General features: G+C 31.1%; 15 protein-coding genes. 3 read left to right on the top strand and 12 right to left on the bottom strand.

The genetic code is table 11. The features are described 5' to 3' along the window. Nucleotides 1-49: 49 nt before the first annotated feature. From HALO113_RS09950 to HALO113_RS09905, 10 genes are all read right to left on the bottom strand, one after another. Complete coding sequence (locus HALO113_RS09950; RefSeq protein ID WP_159778878.1) at nucleotides 50-2,350, bottom strand: T9SS type A sorting domain-containing protein; 2,301 nt, start codon at nucleotides 2,348-2,350, stop codon at nucleotides 50-52. A 95-nt stretch (nucleotides 2,351-2,445) separates the two neighbouring features. Further along, entirely contained in the window at nucleotides 2,446-3,198 is a 753-nt protein-coding gene (locus HALO113_RS09945; protein WP_159778877.1) for a LytTR family DNA-binding domain-containing protein, read from the bottom strand. Next, nucleotides 3,179-6,148 carry a histidine kinase gene (locus HALO113_RS09940; protein WP_159778876.1) on the bottom strand — a complete coding sequence of 990 codons (2,970 nt, stop codon included), beginning with the start codon at nucleotides 6,146-6,148 and terminating at the stop codon, nucleotides 3,179-3,181. Before HALO113_RS09940 ends, HALO113_RS09945 begins: the two co-directional genes overlap by 20 nt. A gap of 203 nt (nucleotides 6,149-6,351) precedes the next feature. After that, entirely contained in the window at nucleotides 6,352-7,314 is a 963-nt protein-coding gene (locus tag HALO113_RS09935; RefSeq protein WP_159778875.1) for a fasciclin domain-containing protein, read from the bottom strand. Between the two features lie 24 nt (nucleotides 7,315-7,338). After that, a complete protein-coding gene (locus HALO113_RS09930) occupies nucleotides 7,339-8,223 on the bottom strand; it encodes a hypothetical protein (protein ID WP_159778874.1) in 885 nt (294 codons plus the stop codon). Between the two features lie 162 nt (nucleotides 8,224-8,385). Next, a complete protein-coding gene (mtgA, locus tag HALO113_RS09925; protein WP_159778873.1) occupies nucleotides 8,386-9,120 on the bottom strand; it encodes a monofunctional biosynthetic peptidoglycan transglycosylase in 735 nt (244 codons plus the stop codon). 3 nt (nucleotides 9,121-9,123) lie between these two features. Then, on the bottom strand, nucleotides 9,124-10,236 hold the full coding sequence (locus tag HALO113_RS09920) for an FAD-binding oxidoreductase (protein WP_159779595.1): 1,113 nt from the start codon (nucleotides 10,234-10,236) through the stop codon (nucleotides 9,124-9,126). Further along, the gene (locus tag HALO113_RS09915; RefSeq protein WP_159778872.1) at nucleotides 10,233-10,925 is read right to left on the bottom strand and encodes a DedA family protein; all 693 of its coding nucleotides are present in this window, start codon (nucleotides 10,923-10,925) and stop codon (nucleotides 10,233-10,235) included. The genes HALO113_RS09920 and HALO113_RS09915 overlap by 4 nt, the downstream gene beginning before the upstream one ends. Before the next feature lie 3 nt (nucleotides 10,926-10,928). Further along, on the bottom strand, nucleotides 10,929-12,152 hold the full coding sequence (locus HALO113_RS09910; protein WP_159778871.1) for a dicarboxylate/amino acid:cation symporter: 1,224 nt from the start codon (nucleotides 12,150-12,152) through the stop codon (nucleotides 10,929-10,931). A gap of 37 nt (nucleotides 12,153-12,189) precedes the next feature. Continuing rightward, nucleotides 12,190-13,452 (bottom strand): dicarboxylate/amino acid:cation symporter, encoded by a 1,263-nt coding sequence (locus HALO113_RS09905; protein WP_159778870.1) that lies wholly within the window; start codon nucleotides 13,450-13,452, stop codon nucleotides 12,190-12,192. 219 nt (nucleotides 13,453-13,671) lie between these two features. Here HALO113_RS09905 and HALO113_RS09900 point away from each other — a divergent pair, with 219 nt between their 5' ends. The 3 genes from HALO113_RS09900 to HALO113_RS09890 all read left to right on the top strand — a co-directional run bounded on the left by HALO113_RS09900 (nucleotide 13,672) and on the right by HALO113_RS09890 (nucleotide 19,897). Beyond that, nucleotides 13,672-17,346, top strand: coding sequence for a reprolysin-like metallopeptidase (locus HALO113_RS09900; protein WP_159778869.1), 3,675 nt, complete (start codon nucleotides 13,672-13,674; stop codon nucleotides 17,344-17,346). 121 nt (nucleotides 17,347-17,467) lie between these two features. Beyond that, nucleotides 17,468-19,357, top strand: coding sequence for a S9 family peptidase (locus tag HALO113_RS09895; RefSeq protein ID WP_159778868.1), 1,890 nt, complete (start codon nucleotides 17,468-17,470; stop codon nucleotides 19,355-19,357). Between the two features lie 27 nt (nucleotides 19,358-19,384). After that, entirely contained in the window at nucleotides 19,385-19,897 is a 513-nt protein-coding gene (locus tag HALO113_RS09890; protein WP_370519368.1) for a hypothetical protein, read from the top strand. A 29-nt stretch (nucleotides 19,898-19,926) separates the two neighbouring features. Here HALO113_RS09890 and accC read toward each other — a convergent pair whose 3' ends face one another. Both accC and accB read right to left on the bottom strand, forming a co-directional pair. Continuing rightward, nucleotides 19,927-21,279: an acetyl-CoA carboxylase biotin carboxylase subunit gene (accC, locus tag HALO113_RS09885; protein ID WP_159778867.1), complete on the bottom strand. Its 1,353-nt coding sequence runs from the start codon at nucleotides 21,277-21,279 to the stop codon at nucleotides 19,927-19,929. Nucleotides 21,280-21,361: 82 nt separating this feature from the next. Beyond that, entirely contained in the window at nucleotides 21,362-21,850 is a 489-nt protein-coding gene (accB, locus tag HALO113_RS09880; RefSeq protein ID WP_159778866.1) for an acetyl-CoA carboxylase biotin carboxyl carrier protein, read from the bottom strand. Between the last annotated feature and the right edge of the window lie 15 nt (nucleotides 21,851-21,865).

Below are 21,865 nucleotides of genomic sequence, written 5' to 3'. Positions count from 1 at the left end.
ATTAAGAACAACATGGATATACCTTAAAATGTTAATAGAGCTATCAACTTTAATTTTTAATAATTTTTTGACTTCCTTCCAATCCATTTTTGGTTTTTAAACTTAAAATATACATTCCTGAAGGATATTGACTTAGATTTAGAAAGTTGTTATTACTTTCCAATAGTATTCTACCGTCTAATGTATACAAAATCATTTTCTCAATTTGTTCTTTTGTATTTATAAAGATTATGCCATTAGTAGGATTTGGATAAACTGAAAAATCTGTAAATTGTGTGAAATGAGTATTGGTTAATGAGCCATCGTATTCATAAGCGCCTTTGTCTATTGTTCCTATAAACCTATTATTTCCTGCTAAATCCACTAAAATTGAAGAAGGAATGTAATTATTGTTTCCGGTATTAATTGCTGGAGAATTAAGCTGTAAAGTAAAATCTGTATTTAATAATGGATTAACATTTGCATTGGTACCCGTAGCATATCCTTCAGTAATATTATTGAGCATTTCAGGTAAATTGGTTACTGGAGAAGGGTGATAAAATGTTGGAATAGAAGATTGGTTTCCATTGCTAGCATTTCCAAAAAGTATATTATTATAAAATCCGCAATTACTAGCATTATCAAACCGTAATACTTGATTAGGCCCTCCTGAAATAGTTCCTCCTCTATTTTTCGAGAAAGTTGAATTAATGATGTCTATATCCAAACCATTTTGTGATGATCCGCCTCCATTTGTACTTGCGAAAAGATAAATTGCTGCAGCACCATTAGAAGAAACATTATCATGAAATAAACAATTTATGATTTTCCCTTTACCTATCCATTGTGATGCAAGTGCTCCAACATGCAACATAGCGCTTCCATTTAAAGAATTGTTATTTTTAAAAATACAATTTTCAAAGTTTACATCATAAGTTACATTAGAAGAACTCGTATTATAATATACCCCAAAAACTCCTGTTTCTACACCTGAATTATATTGAAAAATACAATTTCTAAAGGTAGCTGAAATAGTTTCTCCATTATTTTTTCCCATAACTTGTATAGCACCACCTCTCGTTCTATAAAACTGATTGCTTCCAGAAGTATTTGTAGTTCCATTTGCATTCCCTCCAGAAATAGTAAATCCATCGATTACTAAATTTTGTACACCATCATCTAAGATAATTGTATGATATTTATTATCACTTCTGGTATAATGATTATAAACAATATCGCTGGAATTAGTGGAATCATTTCCATTTGTATCTCCACTTATAATAGTAATATTATTTTGAGGATTTCTTTGTGATAAATCTGTCTCAGTACCATTAAAACCTCCGTAGATATTGGTATGAGAGAAAAACTCAAACCCTTGATATTGTTGACCTGGATATTTATATGTTCCAGACTTTACCCAAATATCTTTTTTAAATGTATTTAAGCTAACTGCTTCCCATAATGTAGTGTAAGCATTTGTCCAACTTGAACCATCTCCTGTTCCTGTTGCTACAGCATCTACAAAAATAGGCCCTGGAACCACATTTTCTTCAAACAAAGCATTTACATCAGTATCTGTTAATGCTACTTCATAATACCTAAAGTCATCAATTTTATCATTGTAATTAGTTGCGCTATTAAAAGGGTCTGAAGTATTAATCGCTCCTATAGATAGATTTTGTGAAGGATCCATTACCAATGGATGAATACTTCCAGGAGTAGTAGTTTCTTGCGCGGTCTGGGTCTCATCATATTCTAAATGATTATCGATATAGATTTTTCTTTTGTATGTAAATTGAAAATCAGAATCGACACCATTAGTATTTGGGGTTTCATTTAATGAAGTTTCAACTACAATTACGATATGATGCCATAAATAGCTATTATCTAGGTAACTAATTGGCGTTTCATTGTAGCTTTGTAATAAATAGGTTGGTGTTAAACGAACACGAGACAAAAATGCTAATTTACCATTTAGCAATAAAACTCTTGATCCAACATCTGCATAAGGATAATTATACGAAATTTGACTTAGAACGCACTTAGTTGATGCATTTGTCTCAGCATTAATCCAAAAGCTAAATGAATAACTTTGTACATTAGCTGAAGCTGTAGAACCCGATCGCAAAACAGCTCCGTTTAGTCGTTTAGCATTAGAATTTACTGGTAACGAATTTTGAAAGCGATCATTATCATTCACAGAAGAACCTGTTTGTAAAAGATCAACATTTCCGTTTTGTAATGGTGTTTGCACAGTTGATGTTAAACTTCCTCCTGTAAATAAATATTCTTTAATTAATCCATTTGTAGGTACTTGTGCAAAAGCAATAATACTACATAAAAGCCAAAAAGAAAGTAATTTTATTTTCATAATTTTTTTATTTATGAAACAAAATTGACTCGGAATGCTTTTAGTTTTTTTCTTTTTTTTCTGAAACGTCCTTTTTTTTTTCTGAACAGACTTTTTTAGAAAACATCATTAATTAAATTTAAAAATTCTTCTTTCTTCTCTTTTGAAAGAGGAATTGATTTATTGTTTTCCATAATTAGATAAAAGCCTTCGTTTTTTGAAAATTCTTTTAAGTGTTTTAAATTAATTAAGTAGGAACGATGTGGTTTATAAAAGATAGCTTTTTGCTGTAATTGCTCCACAAAATGTTTTAAAGGTTTACAAATTAATTGACTTTGTCCTTCTTTTAAATATACTTTAGTGTACATTCCATCGGCTTCAAATAATAAGATGTCATCATGTGAGACAAAAAGAACTCCTTTAGGGATTTCTAAAGCTATTTTATTTAGTGATAGCTGTTGAAAAGCTTTTTTTAATTCTTCCAAATTTTGATTTACTTTTTCATTTTCTAAAATAGTTTTTGCTTTTTGAACTGCTTGTATAAATTCTGTTTTATCAATAGGTTTCAATAAATAATCTACTGCTGCTAATTTAAATGCTCGTAAAGCATATTCATTATAAGCCGTAATAAAAATAATCTGAAAATTGATTTCGAAAGGTTGGAAAAATTCTAAAATTTGTAATCCTGAATATTTTGGCATTTCTATATCTAAAAAAACCAAATGAGGTTGTTGCTGTTTTATTAATGCTACTCCTGATTCTAAATCAGAAGCTTCAAAAATCTCATCAATTTCTTTACAATTTTCTTGAATGATGATTTGAATTAATTTCCTCGATTTTGCTTCATCGTCAATTATTATCGCTTTCATTTTTTTTAATAGGTATTTCAATTATGACTTTTGTACCGCAAGCTTGATTTTCTTTATTGTACAAATCATGTATGGTAACTTTAATTTTGTTTTTTCTCGTTTTATTCAATAAATCGACTCTTTTTTCGTTTGCTGATGTTGCAAAAGATTGATGATTTTCGGGTCTGGCATTTTTTATTTTTTGGCCTTCAATTCTGCCTACACCATTGTCAAATACTTCGCAAAATAAAATTGTTTTCAAAAGATAAAATTTTATTTCGAGTTTACGATTAGAAATCTTGTGTAATAAACCATGTTTTATTGCATTTTCTACATAGGGTTGAATAAAAAGAGAGGGAATATAAATGGACTGTTTTATAAGTTCATTTGAAAAAATTATAGTGTAATCTAGACTATCTTCAAATCTATCTTTTTCTAAATCCAAATAGAGTTGTAAGGCATTTATTTCGTTTTCTAGAATCACTTCTTGGGTTCTGCTATGATCTAAATACATTCTTATAAGACGAGAAAATTTTACAAGATAAGTACTAGCCATATCTTTTTCATTTGTCATTATATATTCTTGTATTGAATTTAATGCATTAAAAATAAAATGTGGATTCATTTGAGAACGTAGATTTTCCAATTGAGAAAATAATAATTCTCTTTCTATTTTCGTTTTTTCAAGTGTAAGTTGTTGTTCTTTTGCTTTTTTTTGATTTTTATAATTTTGGTACATCAAACTTGAAGCCAATATTACTATAACTATTATTGTGTAAAACCACCATTTTTGCCAAAATGGAGCATGGACAACGAAAATTATACTTTTCTTTTTAGAAGGCAAGCCATTTTTATGTTTGGCACGAACTTCAAAAATATATTGGCCTACAGATAAACTGTTATATCTTAAAAAATTGATTCCGTTATCTGTTTTTTGCCAATTTTTATTTTGAGGAAGTAACCTATATTCATAATCTATAAAGGATTCTTTTTGAAATCCAGTTACATTAAAAGCTATTTTAATAGAACTGTTATTAAAATCTAAATCATATACATTATTTATTTTTTGATTTATTCCATTTGTTTCGATATTCGTAAAAAAAATAGTTGGAGTAGGGTTATTTTTAAAAGATTTCCTTTTATCAATACGGTATACACCACTTCTTGAACTAAGAAATAAATAATTGCCTATAGGTTGTATATCATAATAATCATAGGTTTCTAAGCCATCACTTTTTAGTATATTGTCAAATTTTTGTGTTGTTTTGTTGAATCTTTGTAAACCTTTATTTGTTGTAATCCAAAGAAAGGAAGAGTCGGTTTGGATTTTTCCTAATTCATTCGATAGCAAACCTTCATTGGTAGAATAAGATTTGGTAATCTTATTTTTGTTTACAGATAAAAGACCGTTTTCAAAAGTAGCTATCCAAGTAGTTTTATCTGATACCATATCTATGGCAAAGACAGATTTATTATTATATTTTATAGGTTTATATGGTTGGGAATTATCATAAAAATAAAGTTCATCTACATAACCTACCCAGTATGCTCTATCATTATTTGATGTTGCAGTATAAGTTCTTTTATTTCTAATGATGGTGGGTTGAAAAAGATAAGGTTTAGAATTAAAATTAGGAATATTATTGAGTGATGTATTTTGAAGAAGTGGATAAGGTTGATCGATGAATTTTAATTTGAGACATTTATTATATGTTCCAAAAATAAGTGCATCTGGTGTTATAACTATTGTTTTTGCCAAGCTTAACTGTGGGGAATTATAAATCTCATTTTTTTTTATATTCCAAACATAACCATAATTTTCTTGGCTTATATAAATTTGATCTCTTACTGTATCCAATGCTATTTTGGTAACTTTAGATTTAGTTTGTAAAGGAAATATTTTTGTTTGTAAAGTTTTGGTATTTATCCAACCTACCTTACCATCTATTGTTCCAAATAATAATGTATTGGTGTCAAAATATTCAAAATCACTAATTATTTCATTTTTTAAGCTATTTGTTTTAACAATTGACAAATTAGGTATCACAAAAATTCCATTGTCTAGAGTACTAAACCAAAAGTTGTGGTTTTTGTCTTCTAAAATAGTAGTACAATTTTCATCCTCTAAGAGTTTGTTTTTGAGTAAAAATTCTTGATTAAAATTAATTTGGTAAACGAAAACACCTTTAGAAGTTGCTATCCAAATTTCATTATTATAATAAAAAAAATGATTTATTTGTAGTTGTTGTAATTCTTTAGGTGTTGCAATTTTTATCCACTTATCATCTAAATAAAGTTCGAAAAACTGTTTATTTGAATAGATTGAAAAAAGGATGCCATTGTTTAGTTGTAGAGGAGAAATTTTATAATTTCCTTTAGAGAGTATAGAATTAAAGCTTCTTATTTTTTTAAATGTGTTATTATTATAAGTTAGTAAATTCAAGCCATGAAGAAGGTATAATTTATTTTTATAATAAAAAGGGGCATGATACATAGAAGATTCAATACTGAAGTCTTTAATTATTCTTTTCTTTTTAGTTTTCAAATCTATTTCAATCAAGCCTTCTTCTGTTGCAATAAGTAAATCTTTATTATTGACTATAAATTCTGGAAGTTTACCACTAATGTTTTTTTGAAAGTCATAAAAGAGCTCCATTTTTTCATCTTTTATAAAAAAAATCTGTCCCGATATATTATTACACCAAAGCTTACCTTCTGAATCTAACGTTAATCCAAATACAGATAATCCTCTTTTTTTAGGATGATTAAAATGTAAAAACTCTTTTCCATCATAGCGATAAAGACCTTTATTTGCAGCTATCCAAATAAAACCTTCTTTATCTTCAATAAGATCATAAATTTCATAATCAGGCAAACCGTCCTTCTCGGTTATTTGAAAACGTGTAGGTGTTTGTGCCTGTAAAAGAATACCTACAAACAATAATATTATATGTAAAAAAATACTTTTCAAATTACATTAAAAAACACAAATTACAACTATATTTTTTAGTTGTTAAACATTTTTTTTCCGAAAAAGCTTTTTTCTTTTCTAAAGGTATTTTGCTCTAATTAATTTGAATTTTTTAAAAGCTCCTAATATTGTAAAATGAAAATAGTTAAATCAAAATCTTTTTAATTTCTGATTTAACTATTTTTTATAAAATATTTGACTAACTAAGGTAGTAAAACAGTGTCTATAACATGAACCACTCCATTAGAACATAAAATATCTGGAATTACCATATTGGCAGGAATAGTATTACTGTTTCCTAAAACAGTAAATGCACCATTCTGAAAAGGGCTATATGTTAAGGTATTACCTCCAGCTGTAATTGCTGTGGTATTCGTTTGTTCGCAAGTAAATGTTCCTCCATCAGCAATTGCATGATTCAATAATACTTGTTGTAAAAATGATGGATCCGCATTTGCTACTTGTTCTAGAGTTTCAAATCCAGCAGCTTTAAAGGCTGCATCTGTAGGAGCAAAAATGGTAAATCGATTGTTTTCATCTGCTAAAATGGGTGCCAAACCAGATGTAACAACCGCTTGTACTAAAAACGTAAGTTCGGGGTTTTTAAAGACTTTTGCATCATTCATTAATAAAGCAGATTCTACTATATTAACACCCGTTGCTAGCATTACTTTATCAATGGCATGAACAGTGCCATTACTTGCAGACACATTTGTAATTATAATTTTCGAACCATTAATATACAAATCACCTCCTCGCATTACAAAGCGTCTATCAAATCCTAAAGCGGAAGTTGATGTACCACCATCCATAATTTGATTGGCTAATAAATTTCCGTTAGAAACATGATATAATAAAGTATTTGTTAAAAAGCTATTTTGTAAAACACCTAAACTTCCTCCGTCTACTAGTCCTAGTTTAGCAAATGCATCATTAGTTGGAGCAAAAACAGTATAATCTCCCGAAGGATCATTTGGGTTTGGATTACTTAAGATTACAGCCACTCCACCTTGAATAGCAGCTGCTTCTAAGGTACTAAAAGCATCGTTTCTAACTGCAATTGAAGCAATGGATGGTGCTTCTTCTTTGTAATCATTATCACAAGAAGCAAAAGTTGAAAGTAACATTAAGGCAAATAAGGCACTTTTTATATTTATATTTTTCATTTTATTAATTTTTAGAATTAGTTATTAAAATTTGTATACTAAGGAACCGTAAACACCCGTTGCTTTTCCAATATTTCTTCCAGCTAACAACGTACTTATTCCAGTAGCTACTCCAAATTCTTGGTAAACCGGAACATACACGTTTGCTCCAATTTTAGTATAACTTACTCTTGTTGCTGGAAAGAAGCCTTGAAATCCTTCTCCTAAAATATCTACACCGCTAGTAGAATTTTGATTCGCTAGATAAGCATCTCCATAAAATTTAGAAACAGCGTACCCTAACTTAAGTTCAGATATATAAGAGTTTGGCACCTCATTAGAGGCGAAATTTCCGCCAAATTGTCCTGTAGCAAAAAATCCTGAGTCCATTTTGAACATTGCTAAACCAATGGCACTTACAGTAGTACTTCTGTTTCCAATTGCAATGATAGATTGTAATCCTTCATTTTCTTCATAACCTCCTAGAGGTGTTTTTACTCCTACAGCAGCTGTTAAACGTAAAGAAGTTGCACCGTAATCAAAATAAAATGGGTTATATTTCACAAAAACAGAAACATCTTGTACCCCGCTTCTTTTGTTTTCATAATCTAAATTATTCAACACTTCTTCAGAAGCATTTCCTTTTGAAGTAATATAAGGTAAAGAAAAAACTACATCAAGTTGATCTGTTACTCCATAAGTAGCATACAAAGAAGCGCTTGTAATTTGCACTTCATTAAAGATTGGCACTCCGTCTGCTAAATTAGGCACTAAATACACCTGATCATATTTCTCTGAATTATATGAAAGAGAAATATTTCCTTTCCCTTTCCCTTGCATGAATCCACTAATTGGACTTTGTGAATAAGCTGAATTCACATATCCCAATGTTGTTACAGCTAAAATGAATAGTAATTGTTTTTTAATCATAATATCTAATTGTTTCAGTTTTACACTTTTCTACACTTACGTAGAAAAGTTACGCTTGGTTTTAAAAAAGTTAAATTAATTTTAAAAAACATCTTTCTAGCCCGAATTTAGACACAAAAAAAGCCGAAAATTAATTTTCGGCTATTCTATTTTTAGTATTTTTTAATATTCTAATTTGGTGTAACCAATATATTTCGAGATGGTCGCTTTTCTTCTATTCATATAATTGGTAGATCGCACTGGATTGTATTTTCTAGGATTGGGTAATATTGCTGCAATGCCAGCGGCTTCATATTTAGATAAGCTTTTTGCTTGTTTATGGTACCAATATTTGGAAGCAGCTTCAGCTCCATAAATACCATCACCCATTTCTATACTGTTTAGATATACTTCCATGATTCGCTTTTTACTCCAGCATAATTCAATTAGAAAAGTAAAATAAGCCTCAAAGCCTTTTCTAATATAGCTTCTACCTGGCCAAAGAAAAACATTTTTTGCGGTTTGCTGCGATATGGTACTTCCTCCTCTGATTTTTTTGCCTTTCTGATTTTTTTCAAAAGCTTTTTGCATGGCTGAAAAATCAAAACCGTTATGCTCAAAAAATTTGCCATCTTCACTTGAAATGACCGCTTTTTGTAAGTTAGGGGAAATATTATCTATAGAGACCCAATGATGGGAATAACTCATTTCTTTACCATCAGCTTTTTGTTCTAATGCTCTGATTACCATTAATGGCGTAAAAGGAACTGGTACAAATTTGTAAAGTAAAACAAAAAAAATACTAATAATATTAAACCAAAGAATAGTTTTCCAAACGAAACGAAATAATTTTTGACCAAAAGTACGTTTTTTGGTCGTTTTTGTATTTTTCTTTTTCGGAGTAGTTTTTTTTGCCATACGCTATACTAATTCTGCTAATTCTTTACCAACTAAGCTTCCAATTGCCACACCCATACCTCCTAATCGCACACCACAATATACATTGTTAGAAAGTTGTTTTACAATCGGTTTTTTTTGCTTCCCAACACCCATAATACCACTCCATCGATGCTCAATTTCATGTGAAGTGTTTGGCAAAATTACAGTTTTTAACAATAGCTCCAACTGGTCTTGAATAATTTTTGTTTGAGTGAGTTCTGTAGTGGTTTCACCTTCAAAATCGAGATTTCTGCCTCCTCCAAAAAGTACTCTATTTCCAATATTTCTAAAGTAATAATAGCCTTCGTCTAAATGAAAAGTTCCTTTTAGATGCAAGTTTTCAATAGGTTTTGTAATCAACACTTGTGCTCTAGCAGGTTGCAATTCATTTTTAGTTAATTGAGCGGCAAATCCATTAGTAGCAAAAAATAATTTTTGAGTGAAAAATGAGATTTCATTGGTAACCACTTCCACCTTATCATTCAAATCGCTAAAAGAAGTTACTTGTTGTTGATTAAGGATTAAAATATCATTAATAACCGCTTCTTTTAGTAAAGCCTGCATCATATTTCCAGTATCAATTTGTCCTTCAAAAGGATTAAAGATAAGTGATTGGAAAACTGAATTAAAATGAAAATAATTTTCTTTTTTTTGAAATACTTCACTTTTAAATAAGGGTTTTAAAAGTGCATTTACCAAAGGGATTTGGTCCATACATTCTTCATAAAAAAGTTTATTTTCTTTTAAGAACAATTCATACCCACCATATCCTTTAAAATCTAAAGTAGTATCTCCTAATCTATTTCTCAACAATTCTAGACCAGTTACTCTTTTATGAATTAATTGGACTACTTCCTCTTCACTATGATTTTTTAGGTCATGAATTATTTCCGAAATACTCCCAAAACAAGCAAAACCAGCATTTTTTGTACTGGCACCTTGTGGTAAAATTCCTTTTTCTAAAACTAAAATCTTGGCATTTGGGAAGTTTTCTCTTAAAGTAAGAGCACAATGCAAACCTACAATTCCACTACCTACAATAGTGTAATCTACATGGGTAAACCAATTTTTTAATTCCCAATAACTAAACATTATGTGTCAGAATTTGTAGTTGCCTTTTTAGCTTTAATGGCTTTCATCACTAAAGGGAAAGTAGTAACAGCAATTAAAATAAGAATAATTTTTTCAATATGTTTTTTCAAATCAATATCAAATTCATTTAAAAACATATCATACAAATAATGTCCTGCAAAAACCAAAAAGAAAGACCACATTAAGGAACTCAACACATTATAAAACATAAATTTGGTTTTCTTCATATGTACTATTCCTGCTATAATAGGAACAAAAGTTCTAACAATAGGTAAGAAACGAGCATAAATGATGGCTTTACCTCCATGTTTTTGAAAAAATTCTTGAGATTGGAGTAGGTATTTTTTTTTGAAGAAAAAGCTATCTTCTTTTTTGTATAAGAATTGTCCACTTCTTGCACCAAACCAATAACCGAACATGTTACCTAATGTTGCAGCTGTTGCTATTAATAATGATAGTACAGTTACATTAGAGAAGTCGCTTGGGATAAAAAAGAAGGTTTGAACAAGCTCTCTGGAATAAATCCCTGAAAGAAATAGTAAACTATCTCCCGGAAGAAAAAAGCCTGCAAACAAACCTGTTTCTGCAAAAACGATGAACAAAACCATATAAATTCCTATTGGAATTCCACCAACTTCCATAGTTATATAAAACTCTGGATTAAAAAGTTTTGTCCATTTAAAGTCGTTCATTTTTTAAGATTTTGTTTCCCATTTGTCTATTACTGTTGTGGCAAGTGAATTGCCTAATACATTTGTCATACTTCTGGCCATGTCGCAAAAGTGATCTATTGGAAGAATCAAAGCTATTCCCTCAGGAGGAATTCTAAACATGGCGCAAGTTGCTACAATAACTATTAATGAAGCTCTTGGAACACCTGCAACGCCTTTACTTGTTAACATTAGAACTAATAACATAGTGAACTGTTCTCCTAACGACATCTCTATTCCATAAACTTGAGCTATAAAAATACTTGCAAATGTCATATACATCATGCTGCCATCAAGATTAAATGAATATCCTAATGGTAAGGTGAAAGATACTATTTTATTTTGACAACCAAAACGCTCAAGCTCTTCTACAAGTTTTGGAAATACTGCTTCTGAACTTGTGGTAGAAAAGGCAATTAAAAGAGGGCTTTTTATTCTTTGTAATAAAACAAATAATCTTTTTCCTAAAAATAAGTATCCAACAAATAATAGAATTAGCCACAAAACAATTATGCCAATAAAGAAAGCAAGAAGATAATTTGCATATAATCCAAAAATACTAAAACCATGTTTTGCTACAGCAGCGGATACTGATCCAAATACGCCAAGTGGAGCAACCCACATAATGTAGGTAACCATTTTTAATATTACATGAGATAATATATCTAATAAATTAATAATTTTTTTTCCTTTTTTATTCATTGAAGACAAAGCTATTCCAAATAAAATGGAAAAAATTACAATTTGTAAGATTTCATTAGTAGCCAAAGCTTCAAATAAACTTTTAGGAATTAAATGTTTAATGAATTCTTCTAATGAAAAAGATTGTGTTTTTTCTAATAATTCGGTAGCTCCATCAAGTTCGTTTAAAGAAATATCTGTTTTTAATCCTGGTTCTAAGGTGTTAACTAAAATGAGTCCTAATAATAATGAGATTAATGAAGCGGTGATAAACCAAATCATTGCTTTTCCTCCTACGCGACCTACCATTTTCAAATCTCCCATCTTTGCAATTCCAACTACTAAAGTGGAAAAAACTAATGGGGCGATTATCATTTGAACCATCCTTATGAAAATAGTTCCTAGTAATTTAATATTTGTTGAAAATTGATTTTGATAATTAGGGAACGAATAGTGAATTAGAGCACCAGCAAAAACTCCTATTAATAATGCTAAAATTATAGCAACGAATAATTTATTGTTTTTCACTCAAAAATGTTTTCGTAAATGTATGTAAAAAAGTTTATTATTCTAATTTGTTAACAGACTTTGCAACAATCAATGATACCGCTGCATCTCCTGTTACATTAACGGTAGTTCTGCACATATCTAAAGGCCTGTCAATTGCAAAGATTAAAGCCAAACCAGCTTCAGGAATACCTGCTTGTGCTAAAACAATAACTAGCATAACCATTCCTGCGCCTGGAACAGCTGCGCTACCTATTGAGGCTAAAGTGGCTGTTGCAATAATTCCTAGTTGAACACCAAAACTTAAATCCATTCCAAAAGCTTGTGCGATAAACACTGCTGCAACCGCTTGATATAAACTGGTTCCATCCATATTAATAGTAGCACCAATTGGTAATACAAAACTAGCAACTTCATCGTCTACACCCAAATTATCCACCACGCGTTCCATAGTTACAGGTAATGTTGCTGCAGATGAACTTGTCGAGAAAGCTAGCAATTGTGCAGGAGAGATTCCATTTAAAAAGAAACTAGGTGTTTTTTTAGTGAATAAATAAACTATTACTAAATAAACTCCAATCATTAATATTAAACCAAATAAAACGCATAATCCATATATAGCTAAAGCTTGAAACAAATCTAAACTTGGAGATTCAGCTACTAATGAAGCTAATAATGCAAAAACACCAAAAGGAGCAGCAAGCATAATAATGTCAATCATTTTTAAAATCACTTCGTTAAAACCGTCAAAAAAAGCTTTTACTGGTGCGCCTATCTCTTGAGGAACTAACATTAAAGCAATACCAAAGAAGAGTGCAAAGAAAATAACTTGTAACATGTTGCCGTTGTCTGCAGATGCGCCTATAATATTACTTGGTACTATATCTTCTAAAGCTTGCAAGGGACCTGCTTCTTTTTGTTTTTCAGCTGATGCAATTTTAGAATTTGCATCATTTGCATAACCAGTAATTAATTCTTGTCTAGTTTGTTCCGAAATATAATTACCAGGTTTTATAATGTTTACAATAATTAATCCTATTGAAACAGCAAGAACTGTAGTTATTAAGTATAAACCTATTGTTCTTCCACCCATTTTTGATAATTTAGAAATATCTTTTAAATCTGATACTCCTTTAATTAATGAGGCCAATATTAATGGTACTGCTATTAGTTTTAAAAGATTGATAAATATATTACCAAATGGCTTAATCCAATCAATAATTATTTCTTTACCCCATTCAAATTGAATTAAAACAACAGCAAATAATACTCCTAAAATCATTCCTAGCAATATTTGCCAATGTAATGCTATTTTTTTCATTTAACTCATATTTTTAAAAAGTGTGAAAATACGGATATTTTTTTAAAAGGGAGAATTAATTATTTTTTTAAAATTTAAAAAAAATAAGATTTTTATTGATAAAACTATTTGTTTTATGAATTATTTTCCGTGATTTAACCATAATTATATTTAAAATGTAATTTTATTCAAAATATATTACATATATTTGGCACGCTAAAAACAAAACAAGAACAAATTATGAAACAAAAATTCCTTTTAATTGCCGCTTTGGCAATTTCAAGTTTCTCTTTTGGGCAAAAAGGAGATTCTTTTTGGGTTACCACTCAAAAAAAGGCCAATTCTGAAGTAATTGCTAATAAAGTAATGATTAAAAATCCAACTCTTTTTTCTTTGGATTTTCAGAAAATGAGACAAAAATTGATTGCTGTTCCTGCTCCAGGTTCAAGAGCAACAGAATCAAATGTAATTTTATCTTTTCCAAATTCGAAAGGTATTTTAGAAAACTTTAAAATAGTTGAATATTCTAATATGGATGCTGATCTGGCTGCTAGATATCCTCAAATTAAATCATATGTAGGACAAGGTATTGAAAACCCAAGTTCTACAATATATTTTAGTATTTCTCCTTTAGGATTACAAGCGATGACACTTCATGCTGATAGAGCAGCTGAATTTATAGAGCCTTATACTAATGATTTATCTTCTTATACGGTATATAAAAAGTCTGATAAAAAAGCAGCTTTCTCAAAATTTGAGTGTAGTGTAATCGATGAAGTGAGTCACAAAATGTCTCCTGACGGAAGTGAACTATTAAGACCAAATGCAGACGATTCTAAACTAAGAACTTTTCGGTTAGCTATGTCAGTAACAGGAGAATATACGGCTTACTTTGGAGGAACTAAAGCAAATGCTTTAGCTGCTATAAATAACACTATGACTCGTGTGAATGGTGTTTTTGAAAAAGATTTTGGGGTTAGATTAATTTTAATCTCTAACACAGATGCTGTAATTTATACAAATGCTTCCACTGACCCTTATTCGAATGCTTCCACTGGAGCTGGAGGTGCTTGGAATAGCGAATTACAATCTACTTTAACTTCAGTAATTGGAGAGGCTAATTATGATGTAGGACACTTATTTGGAGCGTCTGGTGGTGGTGGAAATGCAGGTTGTATTGGTTGTGTTTGTGTAAATAATCAAAAAGGTAGCGGGTATACATCACCTGCAGATGGTATTCCTTCTGGAGATAACTTCGATATTGATTATGTGGCTCACGAATTAGGGCATCAATTCGGTGCGAACCACACTTTTTCAATGAGTAATGAAGGAACAGGAGCTAACATGGAACCAGGTTCAGGATCAACAATCATGGGATATGCTGGTATCACAAGTCAAGATGTGCAACCTCATTCAGATGCTTATTTTCATGCAATAAGTATTCAACAAGTAACGAACAATATAAAAAATAAAACTTGTCCAACAGTAACAGATACTGGAAATTCTGTACCAACAGCAAATGCAGGATTGGATTATACAATACCAAAAAGTACTCCTTTTATGTTAACTGGCTCTGGTACTGATGCTAATGGAGATGCATTAACTTTTTGTTGGGAGCAATTTGATAATGCTTCTTCTTCTCAAACTGGAGCAAGTTCGGCAGCGAGTGCTACAAAAACTTCTGGTCCTACTTTTAGATCTTATTCGCCTTCAACAGCTACAGTTCGCTATTTCCCTCAAATGGAAAGAGTTTTAGCTGGTGCAACAACAACTTCTGGATCAGAAATTACTGTTGAAGCTTTACCTTCTGTAGCTAGAACAATGAATTTTAGATTTACTGTTCGTGATAATAGAGCAGGTGGAAGTGCAAATAATAGTGACGATATGATTGTTACTGTTAATGGTACTGCAGGACCTTTTTCTGTGTCTTCTCCTAATACTGCGGTTTCGTATGCTGGTAATTCTTCACAAACAATTACTTGGAATGTTGCTGGGACAACAGCTAATGGAGTAAACTGTGCTAACGTTGATATTTTAATCTCTACAAACGGAGGTTCTACTTGGTCTACTTTGTTGGCAGCAACACCTAATGATGGTTCTCAAGCAGTAACAATTCCAAACACTCCTTCAACTCAATGTAGAATAATGGTTAAAGGTACTGATCATATCTTCTTTGATGTGTCTAATACTAACTTTACTATTACAGCAGGTTCAGGAGGTGGCGATACTACAGCACCATCTACACCAACAAATTTAACTGCATCAGGAACTACGCAAACTACCACAAGTTTAGCTTGGACAGCTTCTACAGATAATGTAGGAGTAACAGGATATGATATTCTTCAAAATGGAACTCAAATTGGTTCATCAACTACTACAACATATAATGTAACAGGTTTAACACCAGCAACAGCATATGCCTTTACGGTAAGAGCTAAAGATGCTGCAGGAAATATTTCTTCTGTAAGTAACACAGTAAATGTAACTACTTTAACGGGAACAACTGATCCAACGTATTGTGCTTCTAAAGGAAATAGTGTAGCTGACGAATATATAGGAAGGGTACAATTAAATACTATTAATAATGCTTCTACAGGTAATAATGGATATACAGATTTTACTAGTATATCTACAAGTTTGACACAAGGTACAGCTTATACTTTAACTGTTACTCCTACATGGACTGGAACTGTATATAGTGAAGGATATGCTGCATGGATTGATTATAACAAGGATGGAGATTTTGATGATGCAGGGGAATTAGTTTGGAGTAAAGCTGCAAGTACTTCAACTCCAGCTTCTGGAAGTTTTACAGTTTCTTTAACGGCTTCAACTGGAACAACAAGGATGAGAATTTCTATGAAATACAATGGTATTCCAACAGCGTGTGAAGCTTTCTCTTATGGCGAAGTGGAAGATTATACAGTAAATATTGTTGCTGGATCTTCAGATACAACTGCACCATCATCACCTACAAATTTAACTGCTTCAGGAACTACACAAACAACAACTAATTTATCGTGGACCGCTTCGACAGATAATGTGGGTGTAACAGGATACAATGTTTATCAAGGAAGTACTCAAATTGGAACTGCAACAACAGCTTCTTTTAATGCAACAGGGTTAACGCCATCAACTACTTATAGCTTCTCTGTTAAAGCTAAAGATGCTGCAGGAAATATTTCTGCTTCTAGTAATGTCGTAAGTGTAACTACTTTATCAAATACTGTTTCTTACTGTTCTTCACAAGGAAACAATACTAACGATGAAAGAATTGCTCGTGTAGTGTATGGTAGTATCGATAACTCATCAACTGGTACGGCTGGTTATGAAGATTTTACTTCCCTATCTACAAATGTTGGTAGAGGAACATCACAAACTATTACAATTACTCCTTTATGGACTGGAACTGTTTATAATGAAGGATATGCGGTTTGGATTGATTTTAATCAAGATGGAGATTTTGCAGATTCTGGTGAATTAGTTTATTCAAGAGCGGCTTCTAAAACAACTCCAATTAGTGGAACAATTACTATTCCTACTACAGCAAATTTAGGAGCTACCAGAATGAGAGTTTCAATGAAATATAATGCTATTCCTTCAACTTGTGAAACATTTACCTATGGTCAAGTAGAAGATTATACAGTAAATATTACTTCATCAGGTAAAGAAGAAAGCAATTTTGTTACACAACCAGAAATTACATTATATCCTAATCCAACATCATCTATTTTAAATTTAACTTCTGTTAGTGAGAAAGCTACTTTTAGAGTGTATAGTTTAGTAGGTCAAAATGTTTTGAATGGTAAAATTGCTAACAATTCTATTGATGTTTCTGTGTTACCAGCAGGTAATTATATAATTGAAATTTCAGATAATAATTTTGTAACAAGCAAACGCTTTATCAAACAATAATTTTAAAATATCTATTTACAGAAAAGACCTTCAATTTGAAGGTCTTTTTTATTTTATGAATTTCTAAACGTCTATTTCTTTAAAAATAACTAATTTTAGACTTTATAAAAAAGCAAACATAATGAAAAAAATAGCTTTAATACTTATTAGCATGGCAGGAATAACCGCAAACGCTCAAGAAGTTATGACCCCAGAATTATTATGGAAATTAGGAAGGATTTCGCCCTTAGGAATTTCTAAAGATGGAAAGAATATTATCTACAAAGTTAGTACACCTTCTGTTGAAGATAATAAATCGAATTCCGAATTTTTTAGTATTCCTATAGCTGGCGGCAAATCTATTAGCATTAATAATCATAAAGATTTACTATTTGATAAAAACAAACATGAGAAATGGACTTTAAGTAGTAAAGAAGTTAAAATAGATAAAGTTGATGGAAAAGATTTTTATCCAGAGTTGGAAAAATGTGATGTACAAATATTTAATGCTTTAGATTATCGTCATTGGGATACTTATAATGATGGTCATCATAATCACGTCATAATTACAAATGATAATAAAGAAGAAATTGATATATTAAATAACGAGCCTTATGATTGTCCTCAAAAACCATTTGGTGGTGATGAAGATTATATTTGGTCACCAGATGGTTCAAAAGTAATTTATGTGTGTAAAAAGAAAGAAGGAACAAATTATGCTACCAGTACAAATACTGATTTATATGAATACGATCTAGTTACTAAAAACACGACCAATCTTACAGAGAAGAATCTAGGTTATGACGTAGCTCCTCAGTTTTCTCCTTCTGGAGATTTGTCATGGTTGCAGATGAGAAGGGATGGTTATGAAGCAGATAAAAACGATATTATTGTTCGACATAAAGGAATAGATATAAATTTAACTTCAAATTGGGATGGCACAGTAGATAGTTTCACTTGGAGTAAAGATGGTAAAAAAGTTTATTTTTTAGCCCCAGTAGATGGAACTAAACAATTGTTTGAAGTCAATTTCCCTGGTTTAACCAAAATAGCTCTTCGTGTAAATCAAATCACAACAGGACATTTCGATATAAATCAAATTATTGGTTTTCATGAAGATATGATTTTAGTAACTAAAAGCGATATGAATCATGCTAATGAAATTTTTAGTTACGATTTAAAGAAGAAAAAATGGAACCAACTTACTCATGTAAATACCGATATTTATAATAAATTATCTTTACCCAAAATAGAAAAACGAATGGTAAAAACCACCGATGGGAAAAACATGTTAGTGTGGGTTATTTTACCTCCTAATTTTGATGCTTCAAAAAAATATCCTACACTTCTATACTGTCAAGGTGGTCCACAAGGAGCTTTATCTCAGTTTTATTCTTTTAGATGGAACTTTCAAGTTATGGCTTCTCAAGGTTATGTTGTTGTCGCTCCAAATAGAAGAGGAATGCCTGGACATGGGGTTGCTTGGAACGAACAAATTAGTAAAGATTGGGGCGGACAAGTAATGGATGACTATTTAAGTGCAATTGAAGATGTAGCCACAGAAAATTATGTTGACAAATCTAGATTAGGGGCTGTTGGAGCAAGTTATGGTGGATATTCCGTATTTTATTTAGCTGGGATTCATAAAAAGCGTTTTAAGACATTTATTGCTCATGCGGGTATCTTTAATACTCAAAGTATGTTTGGTACTACAGAAGAGGTGTTTTTTACTAATTGGGATATGGGTGGTGCATATTGGGAAACAAACAATAAATTAGCGCAAAAATCATATACTGAATTCAATCCAATTACTCTAATTAACAATTGGGACACTCCAATTTTTATTATTCAAGGAGCCAAAGATTATCGTGTTCCAATTGGACAAAGTCAAGAAGCTTTTCAAGCAGCACAATTAAAAGGAATTAAAAGTAGATTTATGTTATTTCCTGAAGAAAACCATTGGGTTTTAAAACCTCAAAATGGATTGGTTTGGCAAAGAGAATTTTTCAAATGGTTGAAAGAAACACTTTAAAACACAAACCATTTCATTTTTATGATTATGATGCCATTTGAAGAAATTGAGTTAACCGTTAAAACATTTCAAAAATTAGAGTTAAGCATAGAAGCTGCTAAATTTTTAATAGATATTTATGATTTAAATCATTCCAATTTTGATGGTTTTGAGCTTACTGAAGCAGCCCAGCCAGACTTTATTTGCTTGATTACAATAGGTGCTTTAGGAAAACCACAAAAAGTTCAAATTCCTAAAAATGTATTTGAATTTCCTCTAGTTTTGATTTTAAATTTGTTAGCTCATGAAATGCTTCATGTAAAACAAAAAGCTTTAGAAACATTAGTGGAAGACAAAAATGAAAGAGAGTGGCAAGCTTATTATGAAATGTTATTTCACACCAATTTTCCTAAAATACCAAGAGTATCCAATTTTTATCTTAAACATTTTGGTAACAAAGGCTTACAATATTATGCAAGAATGGGAGAGAATTCGGAATTACAATTGAAGTATTCAATGCAAAAAGAAGAAGTCGAGCGATTAATTAACAATTTATCATAAAAAAAAACTCCCAAATTTGGGAGTTTTTTTTAGTCTTCTATTTTTTCTTTCATAACGAAAGTTTCCATAAATTTTGTAGTGTAGTTTCCTGCTACATAATCTGGCTCGTCCATTAGTTGTCTATGAAATGGAATGGTTGTTTTTATTCCTTCAATAACAAATTCATCTAACGCACGTTTCATTTTATTAATTGCTTCTTCTCTGGTTTGGGCAGTTGTAATTAATTTAGCAATCATAGAATCGTAATTAGGAGGAATAGTATATCCAGCATATACATGTGTGTCAAGTCGAACGCCATGTCCTCCTGGAGAATGTAAAACGGTTATTTTTCCAGGTGAAGGCCTAAAATCATTATATGGATCTTCAGCATTAATACGACACTCAATAGAATGTAATTGTGGGAAATAATTTTTTCCAGAAATTGGTACTCCAGCGGCAACTAAAATTTGCTCTCTAATTAAATCATAATCAATTACTTGTTCGGTAATTGGGTGCTCTACTTGTATACGCGTATTCATTTCCATAAAATAGAAATTTCTATGCTTATCGACTAAAAACTCAACTGTTCCAGCACCTTCATATTTAATAAATTCTGCTGCTTTTACGGCTGCATCACCCATTTTATTACGAAGTTCATCTGTCATAAAAGGAGAAGGTGTTTCTTCTGTTAATTTTTGATGTCTCCTTTGAACTGAACAATCTCTTTCAGATAAGTGACATGCTTTACCAAAAGAATCACCAATTACTTGAATTTCAATATGTCTTGGCTCTTCAATTAATTTTTCCATGTACATACCATCATTGCCAAAGGCTGCACCAGCTTCTTGTCTAGCGCTTTCCCAAGCTTTTAATAAGTCTTCAGGTTTCCAAACCGCTCTCATACCTTTTCCACCACCTCCAGCAGTAGCTTTTAGCATTACTGGGTATCCCATTTCTTTGGCAATTTTTTGAGCTTGTTCAAAAGATTCTAAAATACCATCTGATCCTGGTACACAAGGAACACCAGCTGCTTTCATGGTAGCTTTAGCTGTAGCTTTGTCTCCCATTTTATCAATCATGTCAGCAGAAGCACCAATGAATTTAATACCGTGTTCTTCACATATTTTTGAAAACTTGGCATTTTCAGATAAAAAACCATATCCAGGATGTATTGCATCTGCATTTGTAATTTCTGCAGCAGCAATAATATTTGACATTTTTAAATAAGAAAGATTGCTTGGAGGCGGTCCAATGCAAACTGCTTCATCTGCAAAACGAACATGTAAACTATCAGCATCTGCAGTTGAATATACTGCGACAGTTTTAATTCCCATCTCTTTACAGGTTCTAATTACACGTAATGCAATTTCACCTCTATTTGCTATTAATATTTTTTTAAACATAATATTTTTAATTAGATAATTAGACAATATGTCAATTAGACAAAAAGAAGTTATTACTTCTAAATACTAATCTCTAACTTTATTAAGATGGATCAACTAAAAATAAAGGTTGATCGAATTCTACTGGAGAAGAATCGTCTACTAATATTTTAACTATTTTACCTGAAATTTCGGATTCAATTTCATTGAATAATTTCATAGCTTCAATCACACAGACTACATCTCCTTTAGAAACTGAACTACCAACTTCTACAAAAACAGGTTTATCTGGTGCTGGTTTTCTGTAAAAAGTACCAATTATAGGAGATTTTATAGTAATATATTTTGAACTATCATCACTATCTTTAGAAGTTGCTACAACTGCTGGAGCTGTTGGTGCTACAGGTTGATTTGCTGGAGCTTGAGGAAGAGCGTTTGTTACTGGTACATGTTGTACATAAGTAGTTGTGTTTTCTGCTCCTTCGTTAGTTGTTTTTATGGTGATTTTAAAATCATCCATTTCTAATTTTACTTCGGTAGCTCCTGATTTTGCTACAAATTTAATTAAGTTTTGAATTTCTCTAATATCCATACTTTTGAAATTTGG

It is taken from the genome of Flavobacterium sp. 9AF (assembly GCF_902506265.1).
Classification (GTDB): Bacteria; Bacteroidota; Bacteroidia; order Flavobacteriales; family Flavobacteriaceae; genus Flavobacterium.
Note: the sequence above shows the minus strand (reverse complement) of the source record. Positions and strands in the feature narration are given on the sequence as shown.